The sequence below is a fragment of the Aeromonas bestiarum genome, from assembly GCF_000819745.1.
In the GTDB taxonomy this organism is placed as follows: domain Bacteria; phylum Pseudomonadota; class Gammaproteobacteria; order Enterobacterales; family Aeromonadaceae; genus Aeromonas; species Aeromonas bestiarum.
The window spans coordinates 52,130-69,001 of record NZ_CDDA01000008.1 but is presented as its reverse complement, the minus strand read 5'-3'; the positions used below and the strand labels follow the sequence as shown (position 1 = coordinate 69,001).

General features: G+C 61.6%; 16 protein-coding genes. 11 read left to right on the top strand and 5 right to left on the bottom strand.

From position 1 onward, the window contains the following. Positions 1–230: 230 nt before the first annotated feature. Both BN1118_RS03945 and BN1118_RS03940 read left to right on the top strand, forming a co-directional pair. Positions 231–1,085 carry a lytic transglycosylase domain-containing protein gene (locus tag BN1118_RS03945; protein ID WP_043554656.1) on the top strand — a complete coding sequence of 285 codons (855 nt, stop codon included), beginning with the start codon at positions 231–233 and terminating at the stop codon, positions 1,083–1,085. A 109-nt stretch (positions 1,086–1,194) separates the two neighbouring features. After that, the gene (locus tag BN1118_RS03940) at positions 1,195–2,031 is read left to right on the top strand and encodes a phosphorylase family protein (protein ID WP_043554655.1); all 837 of its coding nucleotides are present in this window, start codon (positions 1,195–1,197) and stop codon (positions 2,029–2,031) included. A 103-nt stretch (positions 2,032–2,134) separates the two neighbouring features. Here the strand turns inward: BN1118_RS03940 and BN1118_RS03935 are convergent, their stop codons facing one another. Together BN1118_RS03935 and BN1118_RS03930 are read right to left on the bottom strand one after the other, a co-directional pair. After that, positions 2,135–2,644 carry a YgjV family protein gene (locus BN1118_RS03935; RefSeq protein ID WP_043554654.1) on the bottom strand — a complete coding sequence of 170 codons (510 nt, stop codon included), beginning with the start codon at positions 2,642–2,644 and terminating at the stop codon, positions 2,135–2,137. Positions 2,645–2,701: 57 nt separating this feature from the next. Next, positions 2,702–3,277 carry a Crp/Fnr family transcriptional regulator gene (locus tag BN1118_RS03930; RefSeq protein WP_043554653.1) on the bottom strand — a complete coding sequence of 192 codons (576 nt, stop codon included), beginning with the start codon at positions 3,275–3,277 and terminating at the stop codon, positions 2,702–2,704. A 242-nt stretch (positions 3,278–3,519) separates the two neighbouring features. Between BN1118_RS03930 and ettA the strand changes: the two genes are divergently transcribed. The 3 genes from ettA to BN1118_RS03915 all read left to right on the top strand — a co-directional run bounded on the left by ettA (position 3,520) and on the right by BN1118_RS03915 (position 7,224). Continuing rightward, on the top strand, positions 3,520–5,187 hold the full coding sequence (ettA, locus tag BN1118_RS03925) for an energy-dependent translational throttle protein EttA (RefSeq protein WP_043554652.1): 1,668 nt from the start codon (positions 3,520–3,522) through the stop codon (positions 5,185–5,187). A gap of 93 nt (positions 5,188–5,280) precedes the next feature. Then, positions 5,281–5,616: a hypothetical protein gene (locus BN1118_RS03920; protein WP_043135129.1), complete on the top strand. Its 336-nt coding sequence runs from the start codon at positions 5,281–5,283 to the stop codon at positions 5,614–5,616. A gap of 264 nt (positions 5,617–5,880) precedes the next feature. After that, complete coding sequence (locus tag BN1118_RS03915; RefSeq protein ID WP_043554651.1) at positions 5,881–7,224, top strand: NCS2 family permease; 1,344 nt, start codon at positions 5,881–5,883, stop codon at positions 7,222–7,224. A 68-nt stretch (positions 7,225–7,292) separates the two neighbouring features. On the opposite strand, the gene djlA is transcribed toward BN1118_RS03915, so the two are convergent. Genes djlA through BN1118_RS03900 form a run of 3 tightly spaced genes read right to left on the bottom strand, consistent with a single transcriptional unit; the run spans position 7,293 to position 9,827 of the window. Continuing rightward, entirely contained in the window at positions 7,293–8,129 is an 837-nt protein-coding gene (gene djlA / locus BN1118_RS03910) for a co-chaperone DjlA (protein WP_043135133.1), read from the bottom strand. Positions 8,130–8,148: 19 nt separating this feature from the next. Then, on the bottom strand, positions 8,149–8,817 hold the full coding sequence (gene murU / locus BN1118_RS03905) for an N-acetylmuramate alpha-1-phosphate uridylyltransferase MurU (protein ID WP_043554650.1): 669 nt from the start codon (positions 8,815–8,817) through the stop codon (positions 8,149–8,151). Beyond that, complete coding sequence (locus BN1118_RS03900; protein WP_043554649.1) at positions 8,814–9,827, bottom strand: aminoglycoside phosphotransferase family protein; 1,014 nt, start codon at positions 9,825–9,827, stop codon at positions 8,814–8,816. Before BN1118_RS03900 ends, murU begins: the two co-directional genes overlap by 4 nt. Positions 9,828–10,001: 174 nt before the next feature. Between BN1118_RS03900 and lptD the strand changes: the two genes are divergently transcribed. Genes lptD through BN1118_RS03870 form a run of 6 tightly spaced genes read left to right on the top strand, consistent with a single transcriptional unit; the run spans position 10,002 to position 16,770 of the window. After that, a complete protein-coding gene (lptD, locus tag BN1118_RS03895) occupies positions 10,002–12,434 on the top strand; it encodes an LPS assembly protein LptD (RefSeq protein ID WP_043554648.1) in 2,433 nt (810 codons plus the stop codon). Positions 12,435–12,464: 30 nt separating this feature from the next. Next, the gene (gene surA / locus BN1118_RS03890) at positions 12,465–13,763 is read left to right on the top strand and encodes a peptidylprolyl isomerase SurA (RefSeq protein ID WP_043135140.1); all 1,299 of its coding nucleotides are present in this window, start codon (positions 12,465–12,467) and stop codon (positions 13,761–13,763) included. Then, positions 13,763–14,758 (top strand): 4-hydroxythreonine-4-phosphate dehydrogenase PdxA, encoded by a 996-nt coding sequence (pdxA, locus tag BN1118_RS03885; RefSeq protein ID WP_043554647.1) that lies wholly within the window; start codon positions 13,763–13,765, stop codon positions 14,756–14,758. Before surA ends, pdxA begins: the two co-directional genes overlap by 1 nt. Then, complete coding sequence (rsmA, locus tag BN1118_RS03880) at positions 14,748–15,575, top strand: 16S rRNA (adenine(1518)-N(6)/adenine(1519)-N(6))-dimethyltransferase RsmA (RefSeq protein ID WP_011899041.1); 828 nt, start codon at positions 14,748–14,750, stop codon at positions 15,573–15,575. The genes pdxA and rsmA overlap by 11 nt, the downstream gene beginning before the upstream one ends. Before the next feature lie 4 nt (positions 15,576–15,579). Continuing rightward, positions 15,580–15,942: a Co2+/Mg2+ efflux protein ApaG gene (apaG, locus tag BN1118_RS03875; protein WP_043554646.1), complete on the top strand. Its 363-nt coding sequence runs from the start codon at positions 15,580–15,582 to the stop codon at positions 15,940–15,942. Between the two features lie 6 nt (positions 15,943–15,948). Continuing rightward, the gene (locus tag BN1118_RS03870) at positions 15,949–16,770 is read left to right on the top strand and encodes a symmetrical bis(5'-nucleosyl)-tetraphosphatase (RefSeq protein ID WP_043554645.1); all 822 of its coding nucleotides are present in this window, start codon (positions 15,949–15,951) and stop codon (positions 16,768–16,770) included. The last annotated feature ends 102 nt before the right edge of the window (positions 16,771–16,872 follow it).

The following is a 16,872-nucleotide window of genomic DNA, read 5'->3' as shown; positions in this document are numbered from 1 at the left end:
TGGAGCCGATGGAGCCGATGCTAGCCACTAGAGTCGTGTCTGCAACTCTCTTTTTCTACCCATAACGCCTGGATGGCACGGTCACAGCTCCTGCTGTGCCTGCATTTCACACTGGTTCCATACCGTTTTGATCTCTGGAAGAGTGGATCCATAACAACAGGATCCACTGGATTAATGGCGGAACGGGCCATGTTCCCCTATATCTTCTGTACCCCAACAGGAGAGAATCCATGTCGAGCCTCAGCGAAAACAGGCTGTTTTTGCTGCTTTTTTTATCGCTGTTGCTGGCCGGTACCGTGCAGGCAGCGGCGCAAAGCAGGGATTTCAGACAGGCGCCCAAGGCGCTCAGTGCACTGAAAAAAGGCCAGGTGGCACAGAGTCAGGGCAACCTGACCCAGGCCATCCACTTCTACTGCGACGCCGCCACGACGGGCAATCCGGAAGGTTACTTCCGCATCGGCCGTCTGCTCGCCACAGGCCCGGGCTCGGTGCGCAACCCCAGGATGGCCAACGCCTACCTTGCCATGGCGATGCGTCTTGGCAACCAGCAGGCCACTCGCTACTACAACGCCCGCATCGGCAATGCCGTCATGGGGGATCAGTGTGGCGCCGGGGTCGGCGGGGGTGGCGGCTACTTCGCCGAGATCCCCAGTACCCCCTTCAACCTGGATGCCTATCTGGCCCGCCAGTCCCCGGCCAAGCAGAAGCTGGTCATCATGCTGCGCAGTGCCGCCAAGCGTCACCGCATCGATGAGCGGCTGGTGCTGGCCATCGCCATCGCCGAATCCAATCTCAACAGCAGCGCCGTCTCCCCCAAGAACGCCCAGGGGCTGATGCAGCTCATACCCGAGACCCAGCAGCGCTTCGGCGTCACCCGCCCCTTCGACCCCGAGCAGAACATCAAGGGCGGGGTGGCCTACCTCAAGTGGCTGCATACCCACTTCGACGGCAACTGGACCCTGATGTCGGCGGCCTACAACGCCGGCGAGAAATCGGTGGAGCAATACGGGGGCATACCCCCTTATCAGGAGACCCAGCAATATGTGCGGCGGGTCCTCTACTTCGCGGGTCACAAGCAACCCTGAGATATGCCGCCAGCGGCGGCATTTATTGACAACATTCACATCCGCGTTTGCGCAACCGTTTGCCTTTCGGTAGGATCCTGCGCTTCCTCGCAAGACCAACAGGTAACCCATGAACTTCATCAAACGCTGCTCGCGTCTGCTCACACTGTTTGCCCTCTTCTCCTCTGCCGTCACGGCGGCCAGCCCGGCCCCCGCCCCCATCCTGATCCAGGGGGCCATGGACGTCGAAGTAGAAACCCTGGTGGCCGCCCTGAAAGACAAGAAGGAGCTGACCGTGGGGGCCTGGACATACTGGCAGGGCACTATCTCTGGCTATCCTGTGGTCATCTCCCGCACCGAGGTGGGTCTGGCCAATGCCGCTGCCGCCACCACCCTCGCCATGGAGTGCTTTCAGCCGCGCCTCATCATCAACCAGGGCACGGCGGGCGGCCATGATCCGGCGCTGCACCGGGGCGATATCGTCATAGGCACCAGGAGCTTCAACATGGGCGCCTATCGCAGCGACCTTGCCCCGGCCGAGCAGGGGGTCGACCCGAGCAAATGGCACAACTTCGATGTGACCATGCGCCTGCGGGACAAGGGCAAGCTGGTGGAGCACAGCTCGTTTGCCGGTGACCCCGAGCTGGTCGGCCGCGCCCTCGGCATGGCCGAGCGCTATCAGCACGGTCGCGTGGTCCCTGGCATCATAGGCACCGCCGACGAGTGGAACCGGCAGGTGGCCCGCATCAACTGGCTGCACCAGACCTACAACACCGCAGCAGAAGAGATGGAGACCTCCTCCGCCGCTCTGGTGGCCGAGGCCTACAAGGTGCCCTTTGTCGGGATCCGGGTGCTCTCCAACACGGATCTCCACGGCGAGGAGTTCGATCCCCAAACGGCTATCCACTGCCAGCAGTTCGTCATCGATTACGCAAAGGCGCTCATCAACGGCTTCAACAAAGTCTGATACGCCAAATCTGATACGCCAAAGAGGCCGCCACAATGGCGGCCTCCCTTCCTTGCCGCTCCCATCCGGCGGCCGTGTCCGTACTTCCCTCGGCAGACCGACCTCAGTCAGCAGGCCACGCCTTGCGCCCATGGTGGCGGTAGTAACCCACCAGATTGCTGACCAGAAACAGCCCCTCCATCAGTGCCGCCACCGGTGAGCCCACCAGCAGGTTGTTGGTCAGCCAGCAGAGGGTGCCGAGCAGCATCCAGCGCCGCAGCAGGCGATCATCCTGGCAGAAGGCGGCCCGGGTTTGCAGCAGACTGCCCAACAGGCCGAGCAGCGCCAGCGGTCCCTGATAGGTCGCCAGCACGGCGGCGCAGGCCAATCCCATAAATAACCACATCAGGACGCGGCTCGTTGCCAGCATGCTGACCAGAAAACGCACGCTGGCCAGCAGCAAGAGGCTGGCGGCCGACCCCTGCCCCAGCAGCGCGAAATGGCCGGCATTGAGGGCGCAGGAGAGAGCCAGACAGGCCAGGATCCTGCGGCGATCCCGCAACTGAAACGACAGCAGATCGAGCAGCAAAGCCAGGCTCACCACCAGTTGCGACCACAGAAACAGCGACATCATCCACCCCTTATCCCTCGTTTGGAGGACGCAGCATGAGGGGATGGCCGGAGAGCGGCATTAACCCGTGTTAATGCGCCTGCGGATCCGTGACAGGGTGACCGGGCTGATACCGATGTAGTTGGCGAGCTGCACTTGGGTCAGTCGTGCAGGCCAGTGGGGGAAGGTGTGGCAGAGCTCCCGATAACGCTCCTCGGGGGAGTGGAGCAGCAAAAACGCCTCCTTGCGCTCCTTGTAACCGAGCTGCTGGCGCAACAGGGCCATGCAGACCGACTGCCAGGCGGGCTCATCCAGCAGGGCGAGCGGCACCCGAACTACCTGCAACTCCGTCAGCGCCTCCAGCTGGTAGCGGGCGAGCGATCCCGTGAGCCAGCTGTCATAGAGCAGGCAGATCTCCCCTTCGAAGTAGAACTCCTTGCAGCGCTCCTGCCCGTCCCAGGTGTAGTGGCAGGCGCGAGTGATGCCCGCTTCGATATAGAAGGCAGCTTCCTGTTCGGCCCCTTGCGCCAACAGTGCCTGACCGGCGCGCAGCGTCTGCCGTGGCAAACGCAGGCTGATGGCTCCGCTCAGCGCGGCGTCCAATCCCATTGTGCAGAGAAAGGCAGCCAGTGAAGGTGTCTGGGGGGATGCGGTCATGACAACTCCGGGACAAAAAGAAGCCCACATGATGCCAAGATTGCGCGGCTGATGCAGCAAGACGTGACAGCCTCGGCAAAGGGGGGCGCCAACCGGGCGCCACCTTTGCCCACCCCTGTCCATTGGTTTACAATCGACGGGTTTTTTGGAACCGGGTTGGCGGCGTGCCGACCTGGCCCCACCACGACATCAGTCCGTTAGTGCCAAGACATTAACCTGCTGAAAAGGAAGAGAATTAGCCAATGGCTCAATTTATTTACACCATGAACCGGGTCGGCAAGGTAGTGCCGCCCAAGCGTCATATCCTCAAGAACATCTCCTTGAGCTTCTTCCCGGGCGCCAAGATAGGCGTACTGGGTCTGAACGGTGCCGGTAAGTCCACCCTGCTGCGCATCATGGCCGGCATAGATACCGAGATCGAAGGGGAAGCCCGTCCGCAACCCGGCATCAAGATCGGCTACCTGCCCCAGGAGCCCAAGCTGGATCCGGAGCAGACAGTCCGCGAGGCGGTGGAAGAGGCGGTCGGCGAGGTGAAACGCGCCATGGCTCGCCTGGATGAGGTCTATGCGGCCTATGCCGACCCGGATGCAGATTTTGACAAGCTGGCCCGCGAACAGGGCGAGCTGGAAGCCATCATCGCCGCCCAGGGTGGTCACAACATGGAGAACCAGCTGGAGCGCGCGGCCGACGCCCTGCGCCTGCCGGCCTGGGATGCCCAGATCAAGCACCTCTCAGGTGGTGAGCGCCGCCGGGTAGCCCTTTGCCGCCTGCTGCTGGAAAAGCCGGACATGCTGCTGCTGGACGAACCGACCAACCACCTGGATGCGGAATCCGTGGCCTGGCTGGAGCGCTTCCTGCACGACTACGAGGGCACAGTCGTCGCCATCACCCACGACCGTTACTTCCTCGACAACGTGGCGGGCTGGATCCTGGAGCTGGACCGCGGCGAGGGTATCCCCTGGGAAGGCAACTACTCCTCCTGGCTGGAGCAGAAGGACGCCCGTCTGGCTCAGGAAGCCAGCTCGGAAGCGGCCCGTCGCAAGTCCATCGAGAAGGAACTGGAGTGGGTGCGTCAGAACCCGAAAGGCCGTCAGGCCAAGTCCAAGGCCCGTATGGCTCGCTTCGAGGAGCTCAACACCAACGACTACCAGAAACGCAACGAGACCAACGAGCTGTTCATTCCGCCCGGACCCCGTCTCGGTGACAAGGTGGTCGAGGTGGCAAACCTCTGCAAGTCCTATGGTGACCGCCAGCTGATCGACGATCTCTCCTTCTCCATTCCGAAGGGGGCCATCGTCGGCATCATAGGTCCGAACGGCGCGGGTAAATCCACCCTGTTCCGCATGATGTCGGGCCAGGAGCAGCCGGACTCCGGCACCATCACCCTGGGCGATACCGTGGTGCTGGCCTCGGTGGATCAGTTCCGCGACAGCATGAACGACAAGAAGACGGTGTTCGAAGAGGTCGCCGACGGTCAGGACATACTGCGCATCGGCACCTATGAGTTCCCGAGCCGCGCCTATATCGGCCGTTTCAACTTCAAGGGCGCCGATCAGCAAAAACGCGTCGGCGAGCTGTCCGGTGGTGAACGCGGCCGTCTGCACCTGGCCAAGCTGCTGCAGACCGGCGGCAACGTGCTGCTGCTGGATGAACCGACCAACGATCTGGACATCGAAACCCTGCGCGCCCTCGAGAACGCCCTGCTGGAGTTCCCGGGTTGTGCCATGGTCATCTCCCACGATCGCTGGTTCCTCGACCGCATCGCCACTCACATCCTGGATTATCAGGACGAGGGCAATATTGCCTTCTTCGAAGGCAACTTCACCGAATACGAAGAGTGGAAGAAGAAGACCTACGGCGCCGAGGCAGTCCAGCCTCACCGCGCCAAGTACAAGCGCATCACCAAATAAGGGTGACGGCGTCACAAGGGGAGCTCAGGCTCCCCTTTCTATTGCCTTTTGGCATACAATCCAAGACGGATGCCTTTGCATGGATGTAGCAAGATGACGACCCAGACCCCCACAGAGAAGAAACTCACCATCCAGATCCGGGTCGAGCCCGGCTGCCTGGGGCCGGATGGCAAGGAGCATATCGAGACCTTCTGTGTCGCCGCCGCCAAGATTTTCTCTGTCATCGATCCTGACCTGGTGAGCTGGGTGCTGATCCCGCGCTACGACAAGCAGTTGCCGGAGCAGGAGTTCTTCATCGAGGGACGCAAGCTGACCGAGGAACAGGCCAGCCTGTTTCTGCGCCGTGTCGGTCGGGAGCTGGGAGAGGTGCAGGATAGACTCGACTCTGTGCTGGCCCAGCTGGTGGAGCGTTACTTCAAGACACTTTAACTCCCCTCTTCCCGAAAAAAGGTTCTCCAGCGAGAACCTTTTTTCATGCTCAAATAGCAAACGTTTGAATTTTTGCTCTATTCATTGATCCGCTTCGCAGATCCGGGGTTTGTAAACGGCGCCGCCTGTGTGAAAATGTGCGCGCTGTCACGGTATCAGGACGAGTCTGGTCACTTAACCACCAGAAACAGGGCAACCACTCCCGCATGGATGGGATGGCCCTTTCCCCTGCTGCTTATTTCACGTCACCTATTGGAATCCAACATGAATCAACCACACCAGGCCCCCACACAGGCCGCCGGGCAAGGATTGCTTGAGCGTCTGTTTGCCCTGCAAGGCCATGGCACCACGGCCCGCACCGAGGTCATCGCCGGCATCACCACCTTCTTGACCATGGTCTACATAGTGTTCGTCAACCCGCAGATCCTCTCCAATGCGGGCATGGACACCCAGGCGGTGTTCGTCACCACCTGCCTGATCGCCGGTATCGGCAGCATCCTGATGGGCCTGCTGGCCAATCTGCCCATCGCCCTGGCCCCCGCCATGGGGCTGAACGCCTTCTTCGCCTTCGTGGTGGTAGCGGGCATGGGGTACTCCTGGCAGGTCGGCATGGGCACCATCTTCTGGGGCGCCCTGGGTCTGCTGATCCTGACCCTGCTGCGGGTGCGCTACTGGCTCATCGCCAACATACCGCTCACCCTGCGGGTCGGCATCACGGCCGGTATTGGCCTGTTGATCGCCCTGCTCGGCCTGCACAACGCCGGCATAGTAGTGGCCAGCCCCGCTACTATGGTGACGGTGGGCAACCTCACCTCCCTGCCCTGCCTGCTGGGTCTGCTCGGTTTCTTCCTGATCTGCATCTTCTCCGCCCGCGGCGTTCACTCCGCCGTGCTGATCGCCATAGTGGTGACCACCACCCTGGGCTGGCTGTTTGGCGACGTCACCTTCAAGGGCTTCGTCTCCATGCCGCCGAGCATCAGCCCGGTATTCGGCCAGCTGGATCTGATGGGGTCGCTGGACATCAGCCTGGCGGGGATCATCTTCTCCTTCATGCTGGTCAACCTGTTTGACTCTTCCGGTACCCTGATCGGCGTCACCAACCGCGCCAAGCTGGCCGATGACAAGGGCCACTTCCCGCGCATGAAGCAGGCACTGCTGGTGGACAGCGTGAGCTCGGTGGGCGGCGCCTTCATGGGCACCTCCTCGGTCACCGCCTTTATCGAGAGCAGCTCAGGCGTCGCCGTCGGCGGCCGTACCGGCCTGACCGCCATAGTGGTCGGCGTGCTGTTCCTGCTGGCCATCTTCTTCTCCCCCGTTGCCGCCATGGTGCCGGCTTACGCTGCTGCAGGAGCCCTTATCTATGTGGGCGTGCTGATGTGCTCCGAACTGACCCGGGTGAAGTGGGAAGACCTGACCGAAGCGGTGCCGGCCTTCATGACCGCCGTCATGATGCCGTTCAGCTTCTCCATCACAGAGGGGATCGCCGTGGGCTTCATCTCCTACTGCGTGATGAAGGCGGGCACAGGCCGCTGGCGCGAGATCAACCCCTGCGTACTGGTGGTCGCCCTGCTGTTCGTGCTCAAGTTCGTCTGGGTCGACAGCCACTAAGCCTGACTTTCGCACACAAAAATGCCCGTCATCGACGGGCATTTTTTATGGCTGGCAGATAGCGGCACTCAACGGATGCCGCGCGCCTCGCGGATCCACTCCCAGGCCTGCTGTATCTCCTGGGTCTTCTCCTTCGCCATCTCCATCATCTCGGGCGGCAGCCCCTTGGCGGCCAGCTTGTCCGGGTGATGCTTGCTCATCTCCTTGCGGTAGGCGCGCTTGATGTCCTGATCGCTGTCGCTCTCGCTCACTCCGAGCAGCTGGTAGGCATCCTTGAGGCGATCCTTGGAGGGCGCCTCCTGCCGGTACTGTTGCCCGCCGTGCCCACCGTCCTGATACTGACCGCCGTGAGCCCGGTTGAAGAAGTTCATCTGCGCCTCGGCCATGGCCAGGATGCGGGCCAGCTCGATGCGGCTGAAACCCAGCTCATCGGCGATGGTGTGCAATATGGCGCGTTCGTTGGCCTCGACCTTGCCATCGGCAAAGGCGGCCTGCAGCTGCACCTCCAGAAAGAAGCGCAAAATGTCGCGCTGCCCCAGGCTGGCACGGCGGAATTCGGCCAGGGTTTCCTGCAGCGGGAACCCGGCCTCCTTGCCCAGCCGGAACGACTCCTGGGCGCGGGCCCGCTGATCGCCCACCAGCCGCATCCGATCCATCAGGTTGGACGCGACCCGGATCTCCTGCTCTGTGACCTGACCGCTCGCCTTGGCGATATGGCCCATGACGGCGAAGGTGGCGTGGAAGAAAACCGCCTGCTGTTGCTGACTGGGGCCACGCTGGAACGCCCCCCGAATACCCATGCCCCGATCGAAACGATGGCCGATCCAGAGGCCAAGCAGGGCACCAAAGATGTTGCCGAGCAGAAAACCGAAGAAGGCGCCAAGCACCTTACCCCAAATACGCATGGTTCAAGACCTCGTGATGTTAATGAGAGTGCCCCAGCAGCTGGTCATCCAGCTCGCGCAGCCGCGAGACAGTGCCTATGTCCCGCCATTCGCCGGCCAGCAGGCTGCCACCGACCCGGCCTTGCGCCATCCAGTCGCGCAGCAGGGGGGCCAGCTTGCGCGCACCCGGCGACAAGTCGGCAAAGGCGGCGGAATCATAGAGCCCGACACCACTGAAGGTGAAGGCCGGCGCATCCTGTACCCGACCCGCGTTAAGAGAGAAATCCCCGCCTGGATGCTGGGGTGGATTGGGCACCAGCCAGAGATGGGCCAGATCCTCCCCCAGTGGCTGGGTCACCAGGGTTCGATAGTCCAGGTCGAGCCAGGTATCGCCGTTGATCACCAGAAAAGGCGCCGGACCGAGCAGGGGCAACGCCTGCACTATGCCACCGGCGGTTTCCAGCGCACTCGCCTCTGCCGACCACTGAATTTGCACCCCAAACGCACTGCCGTCACCGAGCGCTTCCACCAGCTTGTGGCCGAGCCAGGCATGGTTGATGACAAGTGTGGTCACCCCGGCCGCCGCGAGCTTCTCGATATGGTGCACTATGAGCGGCTTGCCCCCCACCGCCAGCAGCGGCTTGGGCAGGCTGTCGGTGAGCGGGCGCATGCGCTCGCCACGGCCGGCGGCCAGGATCATCGCCTTCATGGTGTCACCTGCACGGTGCGGTTGATCCCGGGCAGCACCACCTGCGCCAACCACAGGCCGAAACGGGCCAGCACGGGATAGGTGGCGCCATGCTGGTGGCACGCGTCCACCACATAGCCCAGGGTGCGGGGAATGTCCTTGAGGTAACCGGATTTGCCGTCGCGATGGTAGAGGCGGGTGAAGATGCCCGCCGCCTTCAGGTGACGCTGCATGCCGGTCAGGTCGGCATGACGACGGAAACTGGCATAGTCGAGTTCGCCAAGCAGTCCCGCCTGCTGCAGGGTATCGAAGCCCTGCCGCATGCCCTGCTCGATCACCGCATCCGGCCAGCGCACGTAGCAATCCTTGAGCAGGGAGACCAGGTCATAGCTAAGAGGCCCGATGACCATGTCCTGAAAATCGATGATGGCCAGGGTGCTGGTCTCGGGCCTGTCGCCACCACACACCATCAGGTTGCGGCTGTGAAAATCCCGGTGCATCACCCCCTGCGGCTGGGCCAGGTTGTTGGCGGTGAGGCAGGCGAAGGTGTCATCCAGCAGCCGTTGCTCGGCCTCGCTGAGCTGCAATTGCAGGTGATGACCCAGCAACCACTCGGGGAATATGCTGTTTTCACGGGCCATGAAGGCTGCGTCGAAGGGTTCCAGCACCAGATCCACAGCCCCCAGCCGGGGCAGCAGCGCTATGGCCTTGCCATACCAGGCCTGTACGTTGTGCGCGTCCAGACAGCCGATAAGCTGGGTATCCCCCAGATCCGTCACCGCCAGCAGGCCCTGCTCATAATCCACAGCCCTGACCTCGGGCGCCAGCAACCCCATGGCATGCAGGGCGGCTGCATTACGAGCAAACTCATGATTTTTTTCAGTTTTCGGATTGGCGTCCACCCACACCAGGCCGGCGCCACGGTGGTAGCGGCGAAAACTGGCGTCACCGGAAATCAGGGTCAACTGAAGGTTGGCATCACCGGAGATCCGGCGCGCCCATTGCAATAGCAGGGAATCGCGATCGTACATAAGTCGGGGACCAAATTGGAAAGCAGCACTTGGCTGTTAGCCCTGGCCGCAATAATGCTTTATCATTGCCGGCTAACATAAAGCAATGACATGCAATGTCAACTCGATGAATCCTGTCGTAAAATGCATGTCTTGAATCAGCCGTAGCTACCACGGATTGCGCGAGTCTTTCACATGACAAAATGGACACTGGGGTACGCTTATCCCATCGCCCTGACCATCAGCCTTGTTCCAGCCCTGACCCCTGCCATGGTGCAGGCGGCACCGCTGACGCCGCCGCCCGCCACCGGGATCCTGGACGGGCTCTGCTATGACTATGTTCCCAAGATAGAGCGGCTGGCTCCGGACAAGGATGCCAACGCCCAACCCGTCGAAGTGGATGCGGATCGGCTCGAGGCCAAGCAGGGCGGCACCGCCGTCTATCAGGGCGACGTCAAGGTTCGCCAGGGTGTGCGCAAATTTGACTCAGATTATGCCGAGCTCGACCAGAAGAGCCGGGATGTCATCGCCATCGGCAACATCTATTACAACGATGGCCAGATCACCGTCACCAGTGACAAGACCCTTAAATCCAACCTGGATACCAAGAACTCCGAGCTGGAAGAAGGCAAGTATCAGGTGCATGGTTCGCCGGTGCGCGGCTCCGCCGACCGGGTCACCATGACCAACAACAACCAGAACATCACCCTGGAAGGGGCTCAGTACACCACCTGCCCACCGGGCCAGGAAGTATGGACCCTCAAAGCGGGCAGCATAGACATAGACCAGACAGAGGTGTTCGGGGAAGCCTGGAACGCCAGCCTCTGGCTCTATGACTATCCGGTCTTCTACTTTCCCTATATCAACTTCCCCATCAAGGATGAGCGCAAGACGGGTCTGCTCTACCCGGGTTATACCCAGAGTTCCCGCAACGGCATGGACATCACCCAGCCGTTTTACTGGAACATAGCGCCCAACTACGACGCCACCATCACCTCCCGCTTCATGGACAAACGGGGCCTGATGGAGCAGGTGCAGTTCCGCTACATGCCGGATCCGGCCCACGTCGGCAGCCTCTATTTCGAGAATCTGGCGGATGACAAGCAGTATGACCCGACCGATCCCAGCTTCACCGGCCTGGATGACGGTCATCGCTACCTGCTCAACGCCCGCCACACCTCGATGTTTGCCGACAACGCCATGCGGGTCTCGGTCGACTACACCAAGGTGCGGGATCGGGATTACAACTACTACAACGACTTCTCCCCCAAGGTGGGCACCCAGGTCGAGAACCAGTTGCAGCAGTCCCTGATGGCCGGCTACTTCCAGCCCAACTGGAACATCAATACCGAGGTGCGGACCTACCAGATCCTGCTGGCCAGTGCCCAGCAGCCCCATGAGCTGATGCCGCGCATCAACCACAACTACTACCAGCAAGGCAACTGGTACGATCTGGCCTGGAACACCGAGATCACCAAGTTCGGTTACAACAATGCCCAGGCCATAGAGCAGAACAAGGGCAGCGCCTACACGGGTACCCGGGTCTACACGGCCCCGACCCTGACCATGCCGCTGATCGACGAGGCGGGCTACTACCTCGACAGCCAGTACAAGCTGATGTACACCCGTTACGATCAGGAAGTGCCGGACAACATGAGCCAGACCTTTGTCAGCCGCTTTACTCCTGAAAACGGTAACGGGGTTACGCTGGACGAAGGGATCATCACCCGGACCCTGCCCTCCTTCCGCCTCAAGGGCGGCATGACCTTCGAGCGCAACCAGAACTGGTTTGGTGACGATGCCAACCAGACCCTGGAGCCCGAGTTCCAGTACCTCTATGTGCCCTACAAGGATCAGGACAACATAGGCGTCTATGACTCCACCAACATGCGCCAGGACTACTACAGCCTGTTCAGCGATCGCCGTTATGCAGGTCTGGACCGCATCAGCGACTCGAATCGCGTCTCGCTCGGTGTCACCACCCGGGTCTATGATGCCGCTGGCGATGAACGAATTCGGCTGGCCGTTGCCCAAGCTTTCGATTTTGTTGCGCCCAGGGTCAAACTCTACCCCAGCGAATCCTTGGCCACCAACACCCGCTCCCCGCTGTCGTTTGAGGGGGACGCCAAGATCAATGAACAGTGGTTTGCCCATGCCGGTGCACAATATGATATGGATCAGAGCGAGATCAGCTCGGCCAACAGCGCCGTCGAGTATCGCCGCGAGAAACTGATCAGTCAGCTGAACTACCGCTTCGTGCGCGATGCCAACTACGACCTGTCCAACACCAACCAGGTCGCTGACCTCAACCAGGTCGGTATGCTGTTGACCACGCCGCTCAATGACCAGTGGCACCTCTACGGTGGCTACTATCATGACCTCGATCAGGGGGTGAAGGTGGATCGCAAGGTGGGTCTGAAATATGACTCCTGTTGCTGGAGCATCAACTTCAACCTGGAGTGGGTCAATACCCCGGATAACGTGACCATGCGTCCGACCTCGGAGCGCAGCCTGGGCATTCAGTTTGAAATGAAAGGATTGGGTAGCGTGGGTACCGGCTCCAAGGGCACCTCCCTGGATACCGAAGCACTGCCTTACATTCGTCCGTTTAACCTGCGAGACCAGTAACCGGTCTGGCAAACGCCTTGAGAGATGGATATGAAGAAGACGTTGATTTCCCTGCTGACTGCAGGCCTGTTCGGAGCCATGAGCCAGGGGGCCTTCGCCGCCCCCGAGCTGATGGACAAGGTGCTTGCCGTGGTCAACAAGGACGTGGTGCTGGCCAGCCAGCAGGAAGCCCTGGTACAGAAAGTCAAGAGCTCGGCCCAGGAGAGCGGTCAGTCCCTGCCTGACGATGCCACCCTGCGCAAGCAGGCGCTGGATCGCCTGATCCAGGAGAGCCTGCAGCTGCAACTGGCGGATCGTCAGGGCCTCAAGATCAGCGACACCCAGCTGGAGCAAGCCATTCAGAGCATAGCCGCCGACAACAAGATGACGGTGGAGCAGCTGCGTGCCCAGCTGGCCCGCGAAGGGCTGACCTATGCCCAGTACCGGGAAGAGGTGCGCCGCGAGATACTGATGAACGAGGTGCGCCGCAACCAGGTGCGCCGCCGCATCAACATCTCGGAGCAGGAGGTCAAGCAGGTGGTGGACATACTCGCCAAGCAGGGCCAGCAGCAACAGCAGTACCATGTCGGCCATATCCAGATTGCCCTGCCGGACAACCCGAGCGCCGAGCAGCTCAACGCCGCCAAGAGCAAGATTGAACGCATCCTGGCCGCCCTCAAGCAGGGGGCCGACTTCCGCAAGCTGGCCATTGCCGAGAGCAACGGTCCCAAGGCGCTGGAAGGGGGCGACTGGGGCTGGATGAGCCCGCAAGAGATGCCGACCCTGATGGCCGAAGCGGTACAGGGCGCCAAGAAGGGTGACATAGTGGGTCCGCTGCGCTCAGGCGCCGGTCTGCACATCATCAAGGTGTTCGATGCCAAGGGTCAGCAGCAGGTCGTGCAGACCGAAGTGCGCGCCCGCCACATCCTGATCAAGCCCTCCATCATCCTGAGCGAAGAGAAGGCCAAGGGCATGCTGGATGGCATACTGCACGACATCAAGAGCGGCAAGGCCAGCTTCGCCAGTCTGGCGGAGAAGTATTCCGAAGATCCGGGCTCTGCGGTGCAGGGCGGTGAGCTGGGCTGGTCTGATCCCAACGTCTACGTGCCGGAATTCCGCGACATGGTCAACCGCCTCAAGCCGGGTGAGCTGAGCGCCCCCTTCCGCACGACCCACGGCTGGCACATTGTCCAGCTGGAAGAGCGTCGCAGCCAGGATGCCACCAACAAGGCCCAGGAACAGCGCGCCTATCAGCTGATCTTCAACCGTCGCTTCACCGAAGAGTCCCAGGCCTGGCTGGACGAGCTGCGTGACGAGGCCTACATCCAGATCGAAGGCGCCGGCAGCTGATGAGCTGTCGTCGTCTCGCCGTCACGCCGGGTGAACCGGCCGGGATAGGCCCGGATCTGGTGCTGCAGATAGCCCAGCAGGATTGGCCCCACCAGCTGGTGGTGATCGCCGATCCTGCCCTGATGCTCGAACGGGCCGCCCTGCTGGGGCTGCCCATCGAGCTGGAACCCTATGATGCCAAGACCCCTGCCCAGCCGCAGCGGGCGGGCACTCTCACCCTCTGTCCGGTCACCCTGGGCGCCCCCGTGGTACCGGGCATGCTCGACGAGGGCAACGGTGCCTACGTGCTGGCCACCCTGCAGCGCGCCTGCGACGGCAACCTCAGCGGCGAGTTCGCCGCCGTGGTGACCGGCCCGGTGCACAAGGGGATCATCAACCAGGCGGGTGTCTCGTTCAGCGGCCACACCGAGTTCTTCGCCCAGCAGTCAGGCACCGCCGATGTGGTGATGCTGCTGGCGACGGAAGGCTTGCGGGTGGCGCTGGCGACCACTCACATCCCGCTGGCCTACGTGGCGATGGCGATCACCGAAGATCGTCTCGGCAAGGTGATCCGCATCCTGGATGCGGATCTCAAAACCAAGTTTGGCATCGCCAAGCCCCGAATTTACGTCTGCGGTCTCAATCCCCATGCCGGGGAAGGGGGCCATCTCGGCCGTGAAGAGATTGACGTGATCGAACCCGCCCTGGCCGGCTTGCGCCAGGAGGGGATAGATCTGGTCGGCCCGCTGCCGGCCGATACCCTGTTCCAGGACAAATACCTCAAGGATGCGGATGCGGTACTCGCCATGTACCACGACCAGGGACTGCCCGTGCTCAAATACAAGGGCTTCGGCAGTTCGGTCAATATCACCCTTGGACTTCCTTTCATCCGCACTTCGGTGGATCACGGCACTGCGCTGGATCTGGCAGGCAAGGGCCTGGCGGATCCGGGCAGTCTGATCACCGCGATTAACCACGCCATCAAGATGGTAGAGAAAAAAAGATATGAGCAGTAAGGTGCAGAGCAACAAGGTGCACATGGGCCACACGGCCCGTAAGCGTTTCGGTCAGAACTTCTTGCACGACCGCTATGTGATCGATCAGATAGTGGCCGCCATCAATCCGCAGCCGGGTCAGAACCTGGTGGAGATAGGTCCTGGTCTGGCCGCGCTGACCGAACCGGTCGCCTCCCAGATGGACAAGATGACGGTGGTCGAGCTTGACCGGGATCTGGCCGCGCGCCTGCGTGAGCATCCGACCCTCAAGGACAAGCTGACCGTGATCGAGGCCGACGCCATGCGCTTCGACTTCGGCACCCTGATGGGGGAAGGCAAGGGGCCGCTGCGCATCTTCGGCAACCTGCCCTACAACATCTCCACCCCGCTCATCTTCCACCTGTGCGATTTCGCCGACCGGGTAGAAGACATGCACTTCATGCTGCAAAAGGAAGTGGTCCTGCGGATGTCCGCCGGTCCGGGCAGCAAGGCCTATGGCCGCCTGAGCGTCATGGTGCAGTACTACTGCCAGGTGATCCCGGTACTGGAAGTGGGCCCCGGCGCCTTCAAACCGGCACCGAAAGTGGATTCTGCCGTGGTCCGTCTGGTGCCGCACAAGAACCCGACAATCGTCGCCAAAGATATCCGCTGCCTGAGCCGCGTCTGTACCGAAGGCTTTGGCCAGCGCCGCAAGACCATCCGCAACAGCTTCGCCAACTTCATCACGGACGCCCAGCTGACCGAGCTTGGCATCGATGGCAACCTGCGCCCGGAGAATCTCTCCCTCGAGCAGTTCGTCATGATCGCCAACTGGCTGGCGGATCAGCAACAGGCCTGATCCCGTGACACACCCGCACATAGTGATCCGCCCATACCCCAGTTATGTGGCGGATACCCAAGACCCTTACCAGTTCCACTATCTGATCGAAATTGAGAATCTGGGGCCCGGCCCGGCGCAGCTGCTGCACCGGCGCTGGCTCATCACGGATGCCAATGGCAAGATGCTGGAAGTCGAGGGCCCCGGCGTCGTCGGGGAGCAGCCCCTGATTGCGGAAGGGGAGACCTTTCGCTATCAGAGCGGCGTGCCACTCGCCACCCCGCTGGGGGTGATGGAAGGGAGCTACACCCTGCAAGATGCGTCGGGACAGCAGTTCGAGGCGCCCATAGCGCCTTTTACGCTGGCCGTCCCCCACATTATTAACTGAGGTTTCATGGCGAACTGTTTTGTTGGCGATATCCAGGGCTGTTATGACGACTTGCGCCGTCTGCTGGATCTGGCCGAGTTCGATCCCGGCAACGATGTGCTCTGGCTCTGTGGTGATCTGGTCGCCCGCGGCCCGGACTCCCTCAACACACTGCGCTTCGTCAAGTCACTGGGAAGCCGCGCCGTCACAGTGCTCGGCAACCACGACCTGCACCTGCTGGCGGTGGCCGATGGTGTCGCGCCGCTCAAGAAGAAAGACAAGCTGCAGGCCCTGATGGAGGCCCCGGATCGGGACGAACTGCTGGAGTGGCTGCGTCATCGCCCCCTGCTGGCGGAGCACCCTGACCTGCCCATCATGATGGTGCATGCCGGCATCTCCCCCGCCTGGGACGCCCGCACGGCGCGCAACTGTGCCCGCGAAGTGGAGAGTCTGCTGCGCGGCGATCAGTACAGCTGGCTGCTGCACAACATGTATGGCGATCTGCCCGATGGCTGGAGTGAGGATCTGTCCGGTATCGAGCGTTACCGCTACATCATCAACACCTTCACCCGCATGCGCTTCTGCTATTTCGATGGCCGGCTCGAGTTCAAGTGCAAGAAGGGTCCCACGGAGTCCACACCCGGCCTGCGCCCCTGGTTCGAGCAGCGTGAACACCACGTGGATGACCCCATACTGGTGTTCGGCCACTGGGCGGCCCTGATGGGCAACACCGGCAAGCAGGATATCAAGGCGCTGGATACCGGCTGCGTCTGGGGCAACAGTCTCACCCTGTGGCGTTATGAAGACGATGCCCTGATAGCGACACCCTGCCCCACTCACGCCAAGTGATGGTTCATCAGGGCTGCGCCTGAGCGACGAGAGCCTCACCCTGTGGCGTTATAAAGACGATGTCCTGATAGTGACACCCTGCCCCACTCACGCCAAGTGATG